At 44.4% G+C, this 17,311-nt stretch carries 12 protein-coding genes, 18 tRNA genes and 2 rRNA genes; 1 reads left to right on the top strand and 31 read right to left on the bottom strand.

The genetic code is table 11. The features are described 5' to 3' along the window. Window positions 1-11: 11 nt before the first annotated feature. Complete coding sequence (locus tag ACP8HI_RS00160; protein WP_438349150.1) at window positions 12-674, bottom strand: potassium channel family protein; 663 nt, start codon at window positions 672-674, stop codon at window positions 12-14. A 123-nt stretch (window positions 675-797) separates the two neighbouring features. On the opposite strand from ACP8HI_RS00160, the gene ACP8HI_RS00155 reads away from it, so the two are divergent. Continuing rightward, window positions 798-1,031 (top strand): small acid-soluble spore protein SspI, encoded by a 234-nt coding sequence (locus ACP8HI_RS00155; protein WP_438349149.1) that lies wholly within the window; start codon window positions 798-800, stop codon window positions 1,029-1,031. Between the two features lie 91 nt (window positions 1,032-1,122). On the opposite strand, the gene ACP8HI_RS00150 is transcribed toward ACP8HI_RS00155, so the two are convergent. The 30 genes from ACP8HI_RS00150 to ACP8HI_RS00005 form a co-directional block, all read right to left on the bottom strand. Beyond that, window positions 1,123-2,706 (bottom strand): peptide chain release factor 3, encoded by a 1,584-nt coding sequence (locus tag ACP8HI_RS00150; protein WP_438349148.1) that lies wholly within the window; start codon window positions 2,704-2,706, stop codon window positions 1,123-1,125. Window positions 2,707-2,812: 106 nt separating this feature from the next. Further along, complete coding sequence (zwf, locus tag ACP8HI_RS00145) at window positions 2,813-4,363, bottom strand: glucose-6-phosphate dehydrogenase (protein WP_438349147.1); 1,551 nt, start codon at window positions 4,361-4,363, stop codon at window positions 2,813-2,815. A gap of 171 nt (window positions 4,364-4,534) precedes the next feature. Beyond that, window positions 4,535-5,293 (bottom strand): YwmB family TATA-box binding protein, encoded by a 759-nt coding sequence (locus ACP8HI_RS00140; RefSeq protein ID WP_438349146.1) that lies wholly within the window; start codon window positions 5,291-5,293, stop codon window positions 4,535-4,537. Window positions 5,294-5,446: 153 nt separating this feature from the next. Then, window positions 5,447-6,094 carry a response regulator gene (locus ACP8HI_RS00135; protein ID WP_438349145.1) on the bottom strand — a complete coding sequence of 216 codons (648 nt, stop codon included), beginning with the start codon at window positions 6,092-6,094 and terminating at the stop codon, window positions 5,447-5,449. Continuing rightward, window positions 6,072-7,148, bottom strand: coding sequence for a histidine kinase (locus ACP8HI_RS00130; RefSeq protein WP_438349144.1), 1,077 nt, complete (start codon window positions 7,146-7,148; stop codon window positions 6,072-6,074). Before ACP8HI_RS00130 ends, ACP8HI_RS00135 begins: the two co-directional genes overlap by 23 nt. A gap of 20 nt (window positions 7,149-7,168) precedes the next feature. Next, the gene (gene liaF, locus ACP8HI_RS00125; RefSeq protein ID WP_438349143.1) at window positions 7,169-7,816 is read right to left on the bottom strand and encodes a cell wall-active antibiotics response protein LiaF; all 648 of its coding nucleotides are present in this window, start codon (window positions 7,814-7,816) and stop codon (window positions 7,169-7,171) included. Window positions 7,817-7,946: 130 nt separating this feature from the next. Further along, window positions 7,947-8,645 carry a PspA/IM30 family protein gene (locus ACP8HI_RS00120; RefSeq protein WP_438349142.1) on the bottom strand — a complete coding sequence of 233 codons (699 nt, stop codon included), beginning with the start codon at window positions 8,643-8,645 and terminating at the stop codon, window positions 7,947-7,949. Between the two features lie 3 nt (window positions 8,646-8,648). Next, a complete protein-coding gene (locus tag ACP8HI_RS00115; protein ID WP_438349141.1) occupies window positions 8,649-9,110 on the bottom strand; it encodes a PspC domain-containing protein in 462 nt (153 codons plus the stop codon). Window positions 9,111-9,114: 4 nt separating this feature from the next. Next, entirely contained in the window at window positions 9,115-9,789 is a 675-nt protein-coding gene (locus tag ACP8HI_RS00110) for a PspA/IM30 family protein (RefSeq protein WP_438349140.1), read from the bottom strand. A 46-nt stretch (window positions 9,790-9,835) separates the two neighbouring features. Continuing rightward, on the bottom strand, window positions 9,836-10,135 hold the full coding sequence (locus ACP8HI_RS00105) for a LiaF transmembrane domain-containing protein (RefSeq protein ID WP_438349139.1): 300 nt from the start codon (window positions 10,133-10,135) through the stop codon (window positions 9,836-9,838). 244 nt (window positions 10,136-10,379) lie between these two features. Then, window positions 10,380-10,461: transfer RNA gene (locus tag ACP8HI_RS00100), tRNA-Leu, on the bottom strand. A gap of 20 nt (window positions 10,462-10,481) precedes the next feature. Next, window positions 10,482-10,558: transfer RNA gene (locus ACP8HI_RS00095), tRNA-Arg, on the bottom strand. An 18-nt stretch (window positions 10,559-10,576) separates the two neighbouring features. Further along, window positions 10,577-10,665 (bottom strand) — tRNA-Leu (locus tag ACP8HI_RS00090). Window positions 10,666-10,673: 8 nt separating this feature from the next. Next, window positions 10,674-10,747: transfer RNA gene (locus ACP8HI_RS00085), tRNA-Cys, on the bottom strand. A gap of 11 nt (window positions 10,748-10,758) precedes the next feature. Further along, window positions 10,759-10,833, bottom strand: a tRNA-Gly gene (locus ACP8HI_RS00080). Window positions 10,834-10,840: 7 nt separating this feature from the next. Continuing rightward, window positions 10,841-10,915 (bottom strand) — tRNA-Gln (locus ACP8HI_RS00075). A 22-nt stretch (window positions 10,916-10,937) separates the two neighbouring features. Further along, window positions 10,938-11,010 (bottom strand) — tRNA-His (locus ACP8HI_RS00070). A gap of 53 nt (window positions 11,011-11,063) precedes the next feature. Beyond that, a tRNA-His gene (locus ACP8HI_RS00065) sits at window positions 11,064-11,139 on the bottom strand. 25 nt (window positions 11,140-11,164) lie between these two features. Further along, window positions 11,165-11,238, bottom strand: a tRNA-Trp gene (locus ACP8HI_RS00060). Between the two features lie 11 nt (window positions 11,239-11,249). Beyond that, window positions 11,250-11,334: transfer RNA gene (locus ACP8HI_RS00055), tRNA-Tyr, on the bottom strand. Between the two features lie 4 nt (window positions 11,335-11,338). Further along, window positions 11,339-11,414, bottom strand: a tRNA-Thr gene (locus ACP8HI_RS00050). 31 nt (window positions 11,415-11,445) lie between these two features. Next, window positions 11,446-11,521: transfer RNA gene (locus ACP8HI_RS00045), tRNA-Phe, on the bottom strand. Between the two features lie 15 nt (window positions 11,522-11,536). Next, a tRNA-Asp gene (locus ACP8HI_RS00040) sits at window positions 11,537-11,614 on the bottom strand. A gap of 13 nt (window positions 11,615-11,627) precedes the next feature. Continuing rightward, a tRNA-Met gene (locus tag ACP8HI_RS00035) sits at window positions 11,628-11,704 on the bottom strand. 19 nt (window positions 11,705-11,723) lie between these two features. After that, a tRNA-Val gene (locus ACP8HI_RS00030) sits at window positions 11,724-11,799 on the bottom strand. A 73-nt stretch (window positions 11,800-11,872) separates the two neighbouring features. After that, window positions 11,873-11,947, bottom strand: a tRNA-Glu gene (locus ACP8HI_RS00025). 11 nt (window positions 11,948-11,958) lie between these two features. Next, window positions 11,959-12,050: transfer RNA gene (locus ACP8HI_RS00020), tRNA-Ser, on the bottom strand. Window positions 12,051-12,054: 4 nt separating this feature from the next. Next, window positions 12,055-12,130 (bottom strand) — tRNA-Asn (locus tag ACP8HI_RS00015). 98 nt (window positions 12,131-12,228) lie between these two features. Beyond that, window positions 12,229-15,159, bottom strand: a 23S ribosomal RNA gene (locus ACP8HI_RS00010). 401 nt (window positions 15,160-15,560) lie between these two features. Further along, a 16S ribosomal RNA gene (locus ACP8HI_RS00005) occupies window positions 15,561-17,118 on the bottom strand. The 16S and 23S rRNA genes sit together here with 18 tRNA genes alongside, the layout of an rRNA operon. Between the last annotated feature and the right edge of the window lie 193 nt (window positions 17,119-17,311).

The raw sequence follows: 17,311 nt of genomic DNA, 5'->3' as shown, positions 1-17,311 counted from the left end.
TATACCATTGGTTATTTGGCAAATGCCTGTTCTAGCTTATTCAAATCATCTTTCTGTCCCAAAATAACGAGAACATCTTCTTCATCCAATAGTTCGTTCGCATTCGGAGAGATATTCATCTTCGTTCCAGTCTTAATCGCCATTACGTTGCATCCAAACCGTGCTCTTAATTCTAGTTCCTTGAGATTTTTACCAATCATTTGACTCGATGTTTTCATTTCCACAATACTATAATCATCAGACAGCTCAATATAATCTAGAATATTAGGGGACGTCAAATGATGGGCAACACGAAGTCCCATATCCCGCTCAGGGAATATGACTTTATCTGCACCAATCTTTTCCAACACTTTTCCATGAAGTTCATTCTGAGCTTTCACAATAAGAGTGGGTATACCCATATCCTTCAATATTAATGTGGTTAGAATACTGGATTGTATATCTTGCCCAATAGCGACAACAACGACTTCGAAATTTCGAATACCGAGTGCACGCAATGCATCTTCATCCGTTGAATTAGCAGAGACCGCATGAGTTACAATATTGGATATATCTTGAATTCGTTGTTCGTTGGAATCAATCGCCAATACGTCGTACCCCATATCTGTAAGCGCAGTTGCGACACTTGAACCAAATCTCCCCATCCCAATGATGGCATACTGTCTTTTCGCCATTGCTTAACCTCCGATTGTTCAAATATATTCAATAATTATAACACACTGGTATCTAAACTTGAATTTCAGCGAGACAAGAAGGGAATATTAAATGATGATTACAATGAGGTAGGAGGGAATAACATGCCAATAGCACTCGACTTGCGTCAAGCAATTATACACAAGGTCCATAACAAGAACGACGCTGAGTTACGCGAGATGATTGAAGGTTCAGTTGATGGTCCCGAAGCGGCATTACCTGGGCTTGGGGCTATATTCGAGATGATATGGAAGAACATTGAACCCGCACAACAGGATGAACTGATTCAAGTCGCTCAAAAACACCTTCAAACGGTTACACCTGCACCACTGCTCTAAGCGAGCTCACACTTGAATCTGACTATTCTAAAACAGGCTGATTCACAAAATCCCTCTACCCATACAGGGTAGAGGGATTTTAATTCATAGCTTATGGTGCCATTTCCAGAAACTTAGCATTTGGATTTTTCTCCATTGCCGTTCTCATCGCATATTCGTTCTCAAATAGTACAACGTAGTTTCCTTTCTTATCGCGTACAAGCGTCGAGTTAATTCGAAATTTACTTGAATCAATATTATCGTCAATAAGCCATCTTGCGAATTGATATTGCATCCGTTGAAGTTGCACATCCACGCCATACTCGCCCTTCATCCGGTATTCAAATACTTCGAATTGAAGCTGACCAACAACCCCAAGAATGGTATCGTCAAAGCTCACGGTTTTGAACACTTGAATAGTGCCCTCTTCCGTTAGCTGGTCGATTCCCTTCTGGTATTGCTTATGTTTGAGTGCATTCTTGACTGTTACCTTCGCAAATATTTCAGGAGAGAATGTCGGAAGCTCTTCAAATACCATATCACTTTCCTGACTTAAAGAGTCACCAATCCGAAATATCCCCGGATCAAATAGCCCGATAATATCTCCTGGGTATGCTTCCTCTACAATATCCCGATCTTGAGCAAGAAATTGTTGCGGCTGAGATAGTTTAATGTCTTTTCCTACACGAATATGTTTCACACTCATTCCACGATGGAATGTGCCTGAGACGATACGAATGAAAGCAATTCTATCTCGATGCGCAGGATTCATATTCGCCTGAATTTTGAAAACATAACCAGAGAATTTCTCATTTGTCGGTTGTACAAGCCCACCAACACTTTGACGAGGTTCTGGCTTAGGTGCAAGCTCTAAGAAGTTCTCTAGAAATGTCTGTACTCCGAAGTTATTAATCGCACTCCCGAAAAATAATGGTGTCAATTCCCCGCTATTCACCTTCTCAAGATCAAAGGGATCTCCTGCCACATCAAGCAGCTCCAAGTCCTGACAAAGTTGATCATGCAGGTACTCTCCCGCCATCTCACGAATGATCGGATCTCGATAACCCGTCACCTTCTGAACTTTAATAATGGAATGGTCATTTCCTTGAAATAACTCTACTTGATTCTTCATTCGATCATACACACCGCATAAATCACGACCTGTACCAATAGGCCAGTTCATAGGAATCGAACGAATTCCAAGCACTTGTTCCAGCTCTTCCATAAGGTCGAATGGGCTGCGCCCTTCACGATCCAACTTATTTATGAATGTAAAGATCGGGATGCCCCTTTGCGCACATACTTGAAACAGTTTGACAGTCTGTTTCTCTACCCCTTTAGCTACGTCAATCAACATCACAGCGCTATCTGCAGCTGTTAAGGTTCGATAAGTATCCTCACTGAAATCTTGGTGACCAGGTGTATCCAGAATATTAATCCGATGTCCGTTATAATCAAATTGCATCACAGAAGAAGTTACGGAGATTCCCCGTTGCTTCTCAATTTCCATCCAGTCACTTGTAGCATGTTTGTTCGATTTACGGGACTTCACAGTACCCGCTAGGCGAATAGCACCACCGAATAGGAGTAATTTCTCAGTTAAAGTTGTTTTCCCAGCATCTGGGTGGGAAATAATCGCAAAGGTTCTACGCTTATCCACTTCCTTCTGCAAAGTTGAGTTTGTTGCTTCGCTCATTTCACATTTCCCTTCATTTCTAAAGTCATGTCTATTATTGTACCACATTCTGCACGCAAATCATCCTCATGCAACCCTGCATGAGGACGATTATTTTCAAGAATCATTAATTATACTTTTGCCAAACGACGTTATCTTCCTCTTGACCGTTAACAGGCCACCAATGAAATCCGTCTCTTGCCAGAAGCTCATCTGCTTCTTGAGGTCCCCAAGAACCCGCTGGATAGGTCGTAAGTTTATTTGGTTCTTCCGCCCAAGCTTCAGCAATTCGGTCAATAAATGACCAAGCGGATGCTACTTCATCCCAACGAGTGAAATATGTCGATTCACCACGTGCTGCATCATGTAGAAGACGTTCATAAGCCTCTGGAGAATTGATGCCAATCATACAGCTTTGGCAGAAATCCATCGCTACCGGTTGAATATCCGTCTCAGATCCAGGCTTCTTCGCATTGATCTTGACATAGATCCCTTCCATTGGATTGACTCGAATAACCAATAAGTTCGGCTCAAGCTTATGCTTCTGACCTAAATATACATTCGTTGGCATACTACGGAATTCAACAACAATTTCAGTTGTCTTCACCGGAAGTCTTTTCCCAGTACGAATATAGAATGGAACACCTGCCCAGCGGAAATTATCCACGAACAAACGGGTAGCGAAATAGGTCTCTGTATTGGAGTTTGGATCTACCTTCTCTTCATCGCGGTAAGCAGGTAGTTCTTGTCCTCCAGCACTTCCTTGTATATATTGTCCGCGTACTACGTTCTGTTCTACTTCTTCAACACTGAGATAAGGTCGAAGCGAACGCAGTACTTTCACTTTCTCATCCCGGATATCTTCTGCTAACAGGCGGCTTGGTGGCTCCATAGCAATCATAGCTAACGTCTGGAGCATATGGTTCTGTCCCATATCCTTCATCGCTCCTGCGTTGTCATAATAGCCTCCACGCTCTTCAACTCCAACCGTTTCACTTAAAGTGATTTGGATGTTAGCGATATGCATATTATTCCATAGCGGTTCAAAGAGAGCATTTGAAAACCGGATAACCTCAATATTTTGTACCATTTCCTTACCCAAATAATGATCTATCCGATAAATTTCTTCTTCCTTAAACACTTGACGAATTTGTTCATTAAGCTTCTCTGCTGACTTCAAGTCATAGCCGAAAGGCTTCTCTATAACAAGACGATGCCAGCCTGGACCCGCAAGCATGCCACCCTTTTCTAAATTAGATGATACACTTCCGAACAACTCTGGTGCCAAGGCTAAATAAAACATGCGATTACCAGGAATATGATAACGCTCTTCAATTTTCTCTGTCTGTTCCTTTAATTCACGGAATCCATTAACATCATTGATATCAAGGGATTTATATTCAAAATGCTGAGCGAATTTATGCCATTCTTCATTATCTTCCGTCTTATAACGACAGAATTCTTGAATGGAATTATAAACGTCTTCCCTGAATTCTTCCTGTGTACGTGGACGACGTGCCACACCGATCACAGCGAAGTCTTCTGCTAATTTACCTTCACGATACAAACTATATATAGCAGGAAATAGCTTTCTTCTTGCTAAATCTCCAGTTGCTCCAAAGAGAAAAAATACTGCATTAGGGTTCTGTAATTCTTCAAGCTTTATATTTTCAGCCATGGCTCCTCATTCTTTCTATCTAATATAGTGTATTTTTATGCATCATATCAATTATACCTTTATGTGAAAAGGTTAAACGATGTGATATTATTTTACCATATTGTTTGTTAGGATGCTATCTTATTCCTGACAAAATTACTCAGGTTAATTTTCCTCATGTATATTATTCATTCAAAACTCAACTGTGATGATAGGAAATCCTATCGTAATACGATTCTCACCTAATATTTCATCATGGTGGACTGCAGTCTGTAAATCCATATAGTGATCTCCACTGACTAGATTAAAGTTAAGCATCGGAGCTCGATAAGAATGACTTAGCGTCATTTCATCTTGATAACTTTCGACCTGACTAAATTCCAAATGAGATTGTAGTTTTGTTTCTACGTCCGCCATCGTGTTAGCAATAGATTGCCCTTCTATAACATTGCCCTGTACAGAAGCATTCCATTCAGCTTTCATATTCATCAGATTGATCTGTGTTTGAATTCTATTTTGTAAATGTAATAGCGATGATTGTTGTGAAGCTTCATGTGACTCTAATGTCACTATCATATAGCTCTTCTCTTCAGAAAGAACTTGCCAATGAAAAATGACGGTAATACCGTTCACCGAGGTGATTGATCTATAGGTTACATGATCTGTATTGGATACGACTTGTGGGAGCGATAATTCCATATTGATTGCTAACTGCTGAGCTACTTCTAATGTGCTTTTCTTTCCTTCATTACTCCATTCTCCTTGCCATTTTACGACGACTTTAAGTGGAGTATCTACCAACTCTTTTCCCCATTCAATCAAACTCTCTAGTCTTTTGTCCCCTTTATTGCTCTCCTGAGCTTCGGATGTATTTAACCCTAATCCTATGAGGATGACACCTATACTAAATACCAACAATAAGACTTTTATAATTTCTCGTTTAATATACAATAAGAACCCCTACCTTTCGACTCGAAATCTATGAATCTACTAAATAGAATGACCCCATTACTATTCTTTTATACCTAATGGATTAATAAAAACCCGTGAACCTTATTCTAATAGGCTTCACGGGTTCTCAATTATTAATATGTTGTACATATTCTACTCTGCTAGTCCATTCTTATAGGCGTAAATCGCAGCCTGTGTTCGATCGTCAACACTTAACTTAGCCAGAATATTCGTAACATGGAATTTCACCGTTTTGATTCCTATAATGAGATCATCTGCAATTTCTTGATTCGACTTACCCTTTGCCATCAAGCGCAGTACATCCATCTCACGCTCTGTTAATTCTTTATGAGCAGCTTCACTCAGAGGGTGGCGCAGCCGATTCATCATTTTGGATGCTACTTGGGATTCTAGAACTGACTGACCTCGTGCCGCCGCACGGATCGCTTCTGCGATCTCATTTGCCCGTGATGTCTTAAGTAAATAACTAAATGCTCCAGCCTCAATTACCGGGTACATCTTCTCATCATCTAAGTAACTCGTTAATACAATCACTTTACATTCTGGATAAAGTCTCATTATTTCGCGAGTCGTCTCGATGCCGTCCATACCTTCCATGACGAGATCCATCAGTACCACATCAGGATTATACTCTCTAGCCAGTCTAATTCCTTCTTCTCCGCTACCTGCTTCTCCTACCACTTCTATTCCCTCTTCAGTGCCTAATACAGCGGCAAGACCTATCCGCACCATCTCATGATCGTCCACTAATAACACTTTAATCTGCGTCTCGTTCTCCATGTGTCTCCTCCCCCATCTCTTCATGTACAATCGGAATTGTAATTTCAATTCGAGTCCCTTTATTTAACGCCGTAATAAATTGAATCGAGCCACCAATCTCCATTACGCGCTCCTCCATATTAGACAGACCATATGATGTCTGTTTTTTATCATCCAATTCAAAGCCGACTCCATCATCACGAATCACAAGTCGAACTGTGTCCTGTCTCAGATGAATACGAATCTCCATCTTATTCGCTTTTGAATGACGAAGCGCATTGGACAACGCTTCTTGAATAATTCGAAACAAATGATTCTCAATACCCTTCATTAAATGAATACCCTTATCCATTTCAAATACAATCTCCATGGGAACCTTAACCTTAAATTCATTAACAAGCTCTATTAAACCTTGTTCTAGAGGCTTCCCTTCCAAGTATACAGGACGTAGATGAAGTAATAACGCCCGCATTTCCGATTGAGCAACAGCAGCCATTTCCTCGATTAAGGACACCTGCCGCTTCGCTTTGTCGAAATCTTTATCTAATGTTCTCGCAACAGCTGTTGCCGTCATTGAGATAGCAAACAGCTGTTGTGATACTGCATCATGCAATTCACGTGCTAATCGTTGTCGCTCCTCCATGATAGCAGATACCCTTGCCTGTTCTGCTAGCTCTGCATTATGTGTAGAGAGCCGCTGAAGTGTCGTTACCTGGTCCTCCCACTTCTTACTGATGCGTCCAAGTTGCTCGCCCAGACGCCCTACTTCATCTTTTCCCAGCGCAGGCATAGAGCGAGCCACACTCCCCTTTTCCCAGGAGAGTAATGTTATACGTAAGATATCCAATTTACGCTTCGTACGATAACTTTGATAAAACCCACTTATCACACCCAGTCCAATAGGAACTAGAATTAGCGTAGCAACGGTCTTAATTCCTATTCTCCAAGTATCAAAAGGAGCCAAATATCCATATGTATACAGCAAATAAATAATACTGAGAAGCAGGACAAAAGAAATAAGGGCTCCTTCTCCCATGCTTCTCGACAACATGTTGACAGGCTTTCTGGGTTTCACTAGAGGAACCGCTCCTATCCTTAGGTTAATCGTATATCTAAATCTCCAACGATATAGGACACAATAAATTTCACTTTATAATCACTATCTATATAGTTCGTTGATTTCCATGAGAATCGATTCATCATGCCGCTATCCTTTTTCCCATCAAAATTAATCGATCCGAATACAACAAATGCCTCAATCTCTACTCCATAATAATCAGGTATATCCAGATCAATGTCACCCATTACACCCTGAAACATGATCACTGTTTCTTTTTCTTCCGGCATTGCGAGGGATATATCCAAATCGCTCTCACCGAGCACATGCCATACACTCATACTTCTCATGACCCATGGTGATTGATCCAAATCAAAGTTAGACATAAAACTCGTTTTTTGTAAAAAGTTCTCTTTCGTTTGTATTTTCTTTGACTTACCATAGAATAATCCTAAAGAGATTAAACAAATCGCAACGATGAGTATCAAGTGATCTAGAAGAATCAGGCCCGCACCGATCCCTAGAAAAATATATCCTTTTTTTATATCACCATTATGAATTCTGTATACCCCTAATAGTAGTAACAAAAGGGCTACGATGGTTAAGAAGCTCATCCATTTGCCAAATAGCATCATTAAACCAATGCCTATTAGTCCAATAGCGATGATGCGGTTCCTTTTGCCCATATGGTTGCCCTCCTTCTATTAGTAAATTTTATAAGTTGTGGAGTTAGAAAAGCCATAGCAGTGCGGAATTACACACTGTATGGCTTCGCCCTACTTAGCATATCATAATATTCTTTATGATGAATACTTATTATTTACTTTCATCCTTTGTTACCGCAGATCCATTTAACTTTCCTTTTAAAGCCTTTAATTGTTCTTCAACCTTTAGCTTTTTCTCAGCATCTATTGAACTTGTGAATTCTGAGTGTACTGAACGGTAAGGTACCTGCATCACATCAGCTTCAGCTTCTAGTTGCATAATCTTCTCTTCCATGCGATGGAATCCAAGTGATGCACTTCCACTTTCGATGGTGTGAAGACTACTCACCTGAGACATTTGCTTCTTAGCCTTAGCCATTTGTGCACGTGATACTAATTCATTACGTTTATTGCGCATCTTGTAAAATTCATCTTTCATTTCATGCAGCTGTTGTACTAATTCCTTCGCTTGGCTCTCGGATTGAAGATGTAGCCCTTCATATTCTGAATGCTTTTGGTCAAAATAAATTTTTTCCTCCAGCAACTTACGTGCAACTTCCTCCTGTCCATTCCGCAGAGCTAGTTCCGCTTGTGCTTCACGTTGCCCACCCATCTTCACAGCTTCTTCTACACGTTGCTTCATACGACGTTCATTCGCCATTTGTTTAGCTACGGTAACCTCAGCCTCGTGAATTTCTGCCTCCATATCGCGCAAATACTGGTTCAACATCACAATCGGATCTTCTACCTTATCCAATACCTCATTTACCGACGCCTTTGTCATATCTTTAATTCTTTTGAATACTCCCATGTGTTACACTTCTCCCTTCTCGTACTTAGATAATTTTATTTTTAATTCTTCCACTTCTTTTTTCAATGCCTTCTTCTCGATATCTTTCATCATGTCATCCAAATCGGAAGCATGAGAGGAAAATCCACCTGGATTGGAGTTCTTATATTCCGAACCAGAACCATTATTGTTGTAACTGCCACCGTTATTGTTGTAAGGCCCACCATTATTGTGTCCACCTGCACCATATCCATGATTTCCATGACCTGGGTTTCCGTTCCCAAACTGATTAAATGGGGGAACATATTCCTTCGGAATGACTAATGATGCGATAAAGTATATGAATAGTATCGTACCTGCACTAAAGAAAATACCGATCAGTACAAGGATTCTCAGTAATGTAGCATCAATACCCAACACATCGGATAGTCCACCACATAGACCTGTGACCATTTTATTTCGTGATGAACGATATAATTTACTCATGAAGTTACTCCTTTCCGCTATTTTTCAGCTTCTGCTTCAACTTAGCCATTTCTTGTTCCAGAATGGTAGATACAGATACGCTTGCTTGATCAAGAAATTGTTGACCAGCCTGACGCAGTTCACGTAAACTTCGTGCTTCTAATTCCCAATCCGTTAGATTATCTTCTAATCGATTAAACATCTTCGGAACGTCTTTTCCTCCAAATTCACCCATACGTTGATTCATTCGCTGTTGTATCCGTAAATTTTCCATTCGTGCAGTATAATACTGACGTTTACTATATACGGATTGGTATTCCAACTTAAGATCATTCATCTGGTTTTCTAGTTCGCGAAGTGATATTCTACTATCTTCGAACAGCTCTCCATATTGTTCAATCTTTTCTTCATAAATAATTTTCTCTTGAAGTGCCAGCTTAGCTAGATCATCTTCTCCTGCTCTTAGGGCCATGAGTGCTTGATCCTCACGCTTATCCCTCATCGTAGTTGCTTGATCTACTTGCTGCTTCAATTGCTTCGTATGCGAGGCAACCTGTTGAAATAACTTCTCAACTTCTGTAATATCATCCCGCGTAGCCATGAGGAACTGATCAATCAACTTAACGGGGTCCTGACTTTGCTCCAAACGTTCATTCAATGTTGCTACTGTTATATCCCTCATTCGGCGAAAAACACTCATATCCTTTAACTCCCTCCTTAAGCCATCTACACTACTCATTTAATCATTAGTAAGTTCTTCTCTTATTTCTGAGAAGTGATATTCCAAATACCAGCACAACAATACCTAGAATGGGTCCGATTAACCAGGATAACTTAGCAATCAGTGACAGAATACCAATCGCTAGTATAATCCAGCCTATTAGTACTTTCCCACTACGAACACCATAATAACCAAGTGCAATCAAAATGATGGGGAATACTAATCCTAACAACCTTCCTAGCAATGGTCCGAATACTCCTAAAAGCATTAATGCTCCAATAATAATAAGTACAGCCGCTAAACCATTACGTCTTTTTAAATCCATCCATTGTCACCGCCTTTCATCTCTTTTCCTTATGTACTTATTGTAGGTCAACTTCAACCTTTTCAAAACAGACCGTAGACGGTTCTTTATCCTAGACCTAAGGCGGGGCTAGTCCTAAACTGAAGTCGGAGAACGTAAAAAGAAAGCATCGGATATATAATCCAATACTTTCTTAAGGAGAAACAAAAAAAGGGTTTATAAGATTTCTTCATAGAAGCAATCTTATAAACCCTTTTTCACTGTATACCGATGGCCGGACTCGAACCGGCAAGCCCTGCGGCACCGCATTTTGAGTGCGGCGTGTCTGCCAATTCCACCACATCGGCTTATTGAAGACTAATAAAAATGGTGCGCCCTAAGAGATTCGAACTCCTGGCCTTTTGATTCGTAGTCAAACGCTCTATCCAGCTGAGCTAAGGGCGCAAATGTAATTAATCAAAATGGTGCGGAAGACCAGACTTGAACTGGTATGATAGTAACCTATCGCAGGATTTTAAGTCCTGTGCGTCTGCCGATTCCGCCACTCCCGCGAAAATAATGGAGGCGCCACCCAGATTTGAACTGGGGATAAAGCTTTTGCAGAGCTGTGCCTTACCACTTGGCTATGGCGCCAAAATAAAAAATGGAGCGGACGACGGGAATCGAACCCGCGACCCTCGCCTTGGCAAGGCGATGCTCTACCGCTGAGCCACGTCCGCAATATAATGGCTGGGGATATAGGATTTGAACCTATGCGTGACGGAGTCAAAGTCCGTTGCCTTACCGCTTGGCTAATCCCCAACAATAATAATTTAGTTAAATGGGCGACCGATGGGTCTCGAACCCACGAATGCCGGAACCACAATCCGGTGCGTTAACCACTTCGCCACGATCGCCATGTTAATAATTTGATACTGTAGAACAATAATACGAATGATTAGATTGAATATGGGGCGACCGATGGGTCTCGAACCCACGAATGCCGGAACCACAATCCGGTGCGTTAACCACTTCGCCACGACCGCCATACAATAATTTAAATGTTTCTTTTGGCAGGGGCAGCAGGAATTGAACCCACACCAACGGTTTTGGAGACCGTTGTTCTACCCTTAAACTATGCCCCTATAAAAAGAAATGGTGGAGGATGATGGATTCGAACCACCGAACTCGTAGAGAGCAGATTTACAGTCTGCCGTGTTTAGCCACTTCACTAATCCTCCATGATGGTGCCGTCGAGAGGACTTGAACCCCCAACCTACTGATTACAAGTCAGTTGCTCTACCAGTTGAGCTACAACGGCGCACCTATAATACATATTCAAACAATAAAAATGGTGGCTCGGAACGGAATCGAACCGCCGACACAAGGATTTTCAGTCCTTTGCTCTACCGACTGAGCTACCGAGCCAAATTCAGGTAATAATGGCGGAACCGACGGGATTCGAACCCGCGATCTCCTGCGTGACAGGCAGGCATGTTAGACCAACTACACCACGGTTCCATTTAGATATAATTGGTTGCGGGGGCAGGATTTGAACCTGCGGCCTTCGGGTTATGAGCCCGACGAGCTACCGGGCTGCTCCACCCCGCGTCATCTTAAAAAGTTACTATGGTGGAGGCTGAGGGGATCGAACCCCCGACCCTCTGCTTGTAAGGCAGATGCTCTCCCAGCTGAGCTAAGCCTCCATAAGAAAGACAATAACTATCATAACAGATATATCTAAGTTAAATCAAGCCCTACTTAAATATATTATAAATATGGTGACCCGTAGGGGACTCGAACCCCTGATACCTCCGTGAAAGGGAGGTGTCTTAACCACTTGACCAACGGGCCTAATTAAAATATGGCGGAGAGAGAGGGATTCGAACCCTCGAGACGCTTTTGGCGCCTACACGATTTCCAATCGTGCTCCTTCGGCCAGCTCGGACACCTCTCCATAATGGCTCCCCGAACAGGACTCGAACCTGTGACAACTCGATTAACAGTCGAGTGCTCTACCAACTGAGCTATCAGGGAATACTAATGTTTCAGATGTTTGATCACCTGAAAACTAGATACGAACGAATTTGTGTTAGAAAGTATGAAGTATACACTTCTACCGTTTAAACATTTGTTAGGATAAGCCCTCGACCGATTAGTATTGGTCAGCTCCGCACATTGCTGCGCTTCCACCTCCAACCTATCTACCTCGTAGTCTTCAAGGGGTCTTACTAATTGGGAAATCTCATCTTGAGGGGGGCTTCACGCTTAGATGCTTTCAGCGCTTATCCCGTCCGCACGTAGCTACCCAGCTATGCTCCTGGCGGAACAACTGGTACACCAGAGGTGCGTCCATCCCGGTCCTCTCGTACTAAGGACAGCTCCTCTCAAATTTCCTGCGCCCACGACAGATAGGGACCGAACTGTCTCACGACGTTCTGAACCCAGCTCGCGTACCGCTTTAATGGGCGAACAGCCCAACCCTTGGGACCTACTTCAGCCCCAGGATGCGATGAGCCGACATCGAGGTGCCAAACCTCCCCGTCGATGTGGACTCTTGGGGGAGATAAGCCTGTTATCCCCAGGGTAGCTTTTATCCGTTGAGCGATGGCCCTTCCATGCGGTACCACCGGATCACTAAGCCCGACTTTCGTCCCTGCTCGACTTGTAGGTCTCGCAGTCAAGCTCCCTTCTGCCTTTGCACTCTTCGAATGATTTCCAACCATTCTGAGGGAACCTTGGGGCGCCTCCGTTACTCTTTAGGAGGCGACCGCCCCAGTCAAACTGCCCACCAGACACTGTCCCCGAACCGGTTTACGGTCCTAGGTTAGAACCTAGATACGATCAGGGTGGTATCCCAACGATGCCTCCATAGAAGCTTGCGCTCCTATTTCTCAGGCTCCCACCTATCCTGTACAGATCGTACCCAAATCCAATATCAAGCTGCAGTAAAGCTCCATGGGGTCTTTCCGTCTTGTCGCGGGTAACCTGCATCTTCACAGGTATTAAAATTTCACCGGATCTCTCGTTGAGACAGCGCCCAAATCGTTACGCCATTCGTGCGGGTCAGAATTTACCTGACAAGGAATTTCGCTACCTTAGGACCGTTATAGTTACGGCCGCCGTTTACTGGGGCTTCGGTTCATAGCTTCGGGTTACCCCTAACCACTCCCCTTAACCTTCCAGCACCGGGCAGGCGTCAGCCCGTATACTTCGCCTTACGGCTTCGCACAGACCTGTGTTTTTGCTAAACAGTCGCTTGGGCCTTTTCACTGCGGCCCCCTCGTGCTATTCACACTACCGGGGCACCCCTTCTCCCGAAGTTACGGGGTCATTTTGCCGAGTTCCTTAACGAGAGTTCTTCCGCGCGCCTTAGAATACTCTTCTCGCCTACCTGTGTCGGTTTGCGGTACGGGCACCTTCTCCTGGTTAGAGGCTTTTCTTGGCAGTGTGAGATCATGACCTTCGCTACTATAATTTTCGCTCCCCATCACAGCCCAGCCTTATAGTGTGCGGATTTGCCTACACACAAGCCTCACTGCTTAGACGGACTATTCCATCAGTCCGCGTCACTACCCTACTGCGTCACCCCATTACTCATAACGGATTACGGTGGTACAGGAATTTCAACCTGTTGTCCATCCACTACGCCTTTCGGCCTCGCGTTAGGTCCCGACTTACCCTGAGAGGACGAGCCTTCCTCAGGAAACCTTGGGCTTTCGGCGGATCAGATTCTCACTGATCTTTTCGTTACTTATACCGGCATTCTCACTTGTATAGTGTCCAGCGCTCCTCACGGTACACCTTCAACCTCTATACAACGCTCCCCTACCCCTGATACTAATGTATCAAGCCATAGCTTCGGTGGTGTGTTTAGCCCCGTTACATTTTCGGCGCAGAGTCACTCGACCAGTGAGCTATTACGCACTCTTTCAATGATGGCTGCTTCTAAGCCAACATCCTGGTTGTCTGTGCAACTCCACATCCTTTTCCACTCAACACACACTTGGGGACCTTAGCTGATGGTCTGGGCTGTTTCCCTTTCGACAATGGATCTTAGCACTCACTGTCTGACTCCCGGATATAAGTACATGGCATTCGGAGTTTGACTGAGCTTGGTAACCCTTGCGGGCCCCGCACCCAATCAGTGCTCTACCTCCACGACTCTTCATTCCGAGGCTAGCCCTAAAGCTATTTCGGGGAGAACCAGCTATCTCCGAGTTCGATTGGAATTTCTCCGCTACCCCCACCTCATCCCCGCATTTTTCAACATGCGTGGGTTCGGGCCTCCAGTGCGTGTTACCGCACCTTCACCCTGGACAGGGGTAGATCACTCGGTTTCGGGTCTACGTCCACGTACTCAAATTCGCCCTATTCAGACTCGCTTTCGCTGCGGCTCCGCCTTCTCAGCTTAACCTTGCACGGGAACGTAACTCGCCGGTTCATTCTACAAAAGGCACGCCATCACCCATAGAACGGGCTCTGACTTTTTGTAAGCACACGGTTTCAGGTTCTATTTCACTCCCCTTCCGGGGTGCTTTTCACCTTTCCCTCACGGTACTGTTTCACTATCGGTCACTAGGGAGTATTTAGCCTTAGCAGATGGTCCTGCTGGATTCATACGGGGTTTCACGTGCCCCGCACTACTCGGGATACGTCTCGGAGAGAATATACTTTCAGCTACAGGGCTTTTACCTTCTATGCCGGGCCTTTCCAGACCTCTTCGCTTAATATATTCCTTTGTAACTCCGTGTGAGACGTCCCACAACCCCAAGGAGCAAGCTCCTTGGTTTGGGCTAATCCGCGTTCGCTCGCCGCTACTGACGGAATCACTATTGTTTTCTCTTCCTCAGGGTACTTAGATGTTTCAGTTCCCCTGGTCTGTCTCTACCTACCCTATGTATTCAGGTAAGAGTGACTGCGTATTAACACAGCCGGGTTTCCCCATTCGGACACCCCCGGATCAAAGCTTGCTTACAGCTCCCCGAGGCAGTTTCGTTGTTCGCCACGTCCTTCATCGACTCCTAGTGCCTAGGCATCCTCCGTGTGCTCTTAGTAGCTTAACCACGTTGCTCCTGTTTTGACTCTGGTGCTCTGTTGTCCGCTTATTTCCCCCGTAAACGGTTGAAACAAGCTCCCAAAGGATCCCCAGCCTCAATACACTCGCACGTACATTTTTAGTCCGTATTCAGTAAACTGAATACTCGCTAGCTACTTTTACACTTTGTTTCGTTAACAAGTTAACAAAACGTAGATAAAAAGAATGTTCATTCTAACTTACAAATTCGTTCGTTATCTAGTTTTCAAGGATCAAAGTTCACACCCTTTATTAGCGGTAGAACGTATTTGAAAGATTGCTCTTTCAAAACTGACAACGAGTGAGTGTGCGACTTTACAATGTAAAGCCTTACGGTGACCGTAGCCACCGTGTTCGAATGTTTCCGTTACAGGAAACGATTCTCCATAGAAAGGAGGTGATCCAGCCGCACCTTCCGATACGGCTACCTTGTTACGACTTCACCCCAATCATCTACCCCACCTTCGGCGGCTGGCTCCCTTGCGGGTTACCCCACCGACTTCGGGTGTTGTAAACTCTCGTGGTGTGACGGGCGGTGTGTACAAGACCCGGGAACGTATTCACCGCGGCATGCTGATCCGCGATTACTAGCAATTCCGACTTCATGCAGGCGGGTTGCAGCCTGCAATCCGAACTGAGACCGGCTTTGTTGGGATTGGCTCCATCTCGCGATTTCGCAGCCCGTTGTACCGGCCATTGTAGTACGTGTGTAGCCCAGGTCATAAGGGGCATGATGATTTGACGTCATCCCCACCTTCCTCCGGTTTGTCACCGGCAGTCTATCTAGAGTGCCCACCATAATGTGCTGGCAACTAAATATAAGGGTTGCGCTCGTTGCGGGACTTAACCCAACATCTCACGACACGAGCTGACGACAACCATGCACCACCTGTCTCCTCTGTCCCGAAGGCCGCTACTATCTCTAGTAGATTCAGAGGGATGTCAAGACCTGGTAAGGTTCTTCGCGTTGCTTCGAATTAAACCACATACTCCACTGCTTGTGCGGGTCCCCGTCAATTCCTTTGAGTTTCAGTCTTGCGACCGTACTCCCCAGGCGGAGTGCTTAATGTGTTAACTTCGGCACCAAGGGTATCGAAACCCCTAACACCTAGCACTCATCGTTTACGGCGTGGACTACCAGGGTATCTAATCCTGTTTGCTACCCACGCTTTCGCGCCTCAGCGTCAGTTACAGCCCAGAGAGTCGCCTTCGCCACTGGTGTTCCTCCACATATCTACGCATTTCACCGCTACACGTGGAATTCCACTCTCCTCTTCTGTACTCAAGTCACCCAGTTTTCAGTGCGACCCAGGGTTGAGCCCTGGAATTAAACACCAAACTTAAATGACCGCCTGCGCGCGCTTTACGCCCAATAATTCCGGACAACGCTTGCCCCCTACGTATTACCGCGGCTGCTGGCACGTAGTTAGCCGGGGCTTTCTTCTCAGGTACCGTCACCTTGAGAGCAGTTACTCTCCCAAGTGTTCTTCCCTGGCAACAGAGCTTTACGATCCGAAAACCTTCATCACTCACGCGGCGTTGCTCCGTCAGACTTTCGTCCATTGCGGAAGATTCCCTACTGCTGCCTCCCGTAGGAGTCTGGGCCGTGTCTCAGTCCCAGTGTGGCCGTTCACCCTCTCAGGTCGGCTACGCATCGTCGCCTTGGTGAGCCATTACCTCACCAACTAGCTAATGCGCCGCAGGTCCATCTATAAGTGGCAGATTACTCCGCCTTTCAGTATCTCTTCATGTGAAGAAATAAGTTATCCGGTATTAGCTACCGTTTCCGATAGTTATCCCAGTCTTACAGGCAGGTTACCTACGTGTTACTCACCCGTCCGCCGCTGAAATCTCAGAAGTGCAAGCACTCCTGAAATCTCCGCTCGACTTGCATGTATTAGGCACGCCGCCAGCGTTCGTCCTGAGCCAGGATCAAACTCTCCAATAGAGATTGATTTCAAATCAGCTTTGCAGTGATTTGGAGCCAATCATGAAAAGAGCGATTATGCTCATTTTGAAACATACTGACGAGAATTATTCATTCTCAATCCAAATGATTTCTCATTTGTTTTGTTCTCACTTTCGTGAAAACCACTCACTCGTTGTTCAGTTTTCAAAGATCAATTTCTCTTTCGTTAATC

This window comes from Paenibacillus sp. FA6, assembly GCF_051550225.1.
In the GTDB taxonomy this organism is placed as follows: Bacteria; Bacillota; Bacilli; order Paenibacillales; family Paenibacillaceae; genus Paenibacillus_AQ.
Note: the sequence above shows the minus strand (reverse complement) of the source record. Positions and strands in the feature narration are given on the sequence as shown.

Coding starts and splice junctions, on each gene's coding strand:
- zwf (WP_438349147.1), bottom strand. CDS start 4,363: ATGGCTGAAAATATAAAGCTTGAAGAATTACAGAACCCTAATGCAGTA.
- ACP8HI_RS00155 (WP_438349149.1), top strand. CDS start 798: ATGCCAATAGCACTCGACTTGCGTCAAGCAATTATACACAAGGTCCAT.
- liaF (WP_438349143.1), bottom strand. CDS start 7,816: ATGGGCAAAAGGAACCGCATCATCGCTATTGGACTAATAGGCATTGGT.
- ACP8HI_RS00150 (WP_438349148.1), bottom strand. CDS start 2,706: ATGAGCGAAGCAACAAACTCAACTTTGCAGAAGGAAGTGGATAAGCGT.
- ACP8HI_RS00110 (WP_438349140.1), bottom strand. CDS start 9,789: ATGAGTGTTTTTCGCCGAATGAGGGATATAACAGTAGCAACATTGAAT.
- ACP8HI_RS00115 (WP_438349141.1), bottom strand. CDS start 9,110: ATGAGTAAATTATATCGTTCATCACGAAATAAAATGGTCACAGGTCTA.
- ACP8HI_RS00105 (WP_438349139.1), bottom strand. CDS start 10,135: ATGGATTTAAAAAGACGTAATGGTTTAGCGGCTGTACTTATTATTATT.
- ACP8HI_RS00135 (WP_438349145.1), bottom strand. CDS start 6,094: ATGGAGAACGAGACGCAGATTAAAGTGTTATTAGTGGACGATCATGAG.
- ACP8HI_RS00160 (WP_438349150.1), bottom strand. CDS start 674: ATGGCGAAAAGACAGTATGCCATCATTGGGATGGGGAGATTTGGTTCA.
- ACP8HI_RS00120 (WP_438349142.1), bottom strand. CDS start 8,645: ATGGGAGTATTCAAAAGAATTAAAGATATGACAAAGGCGTCGGTAAAT.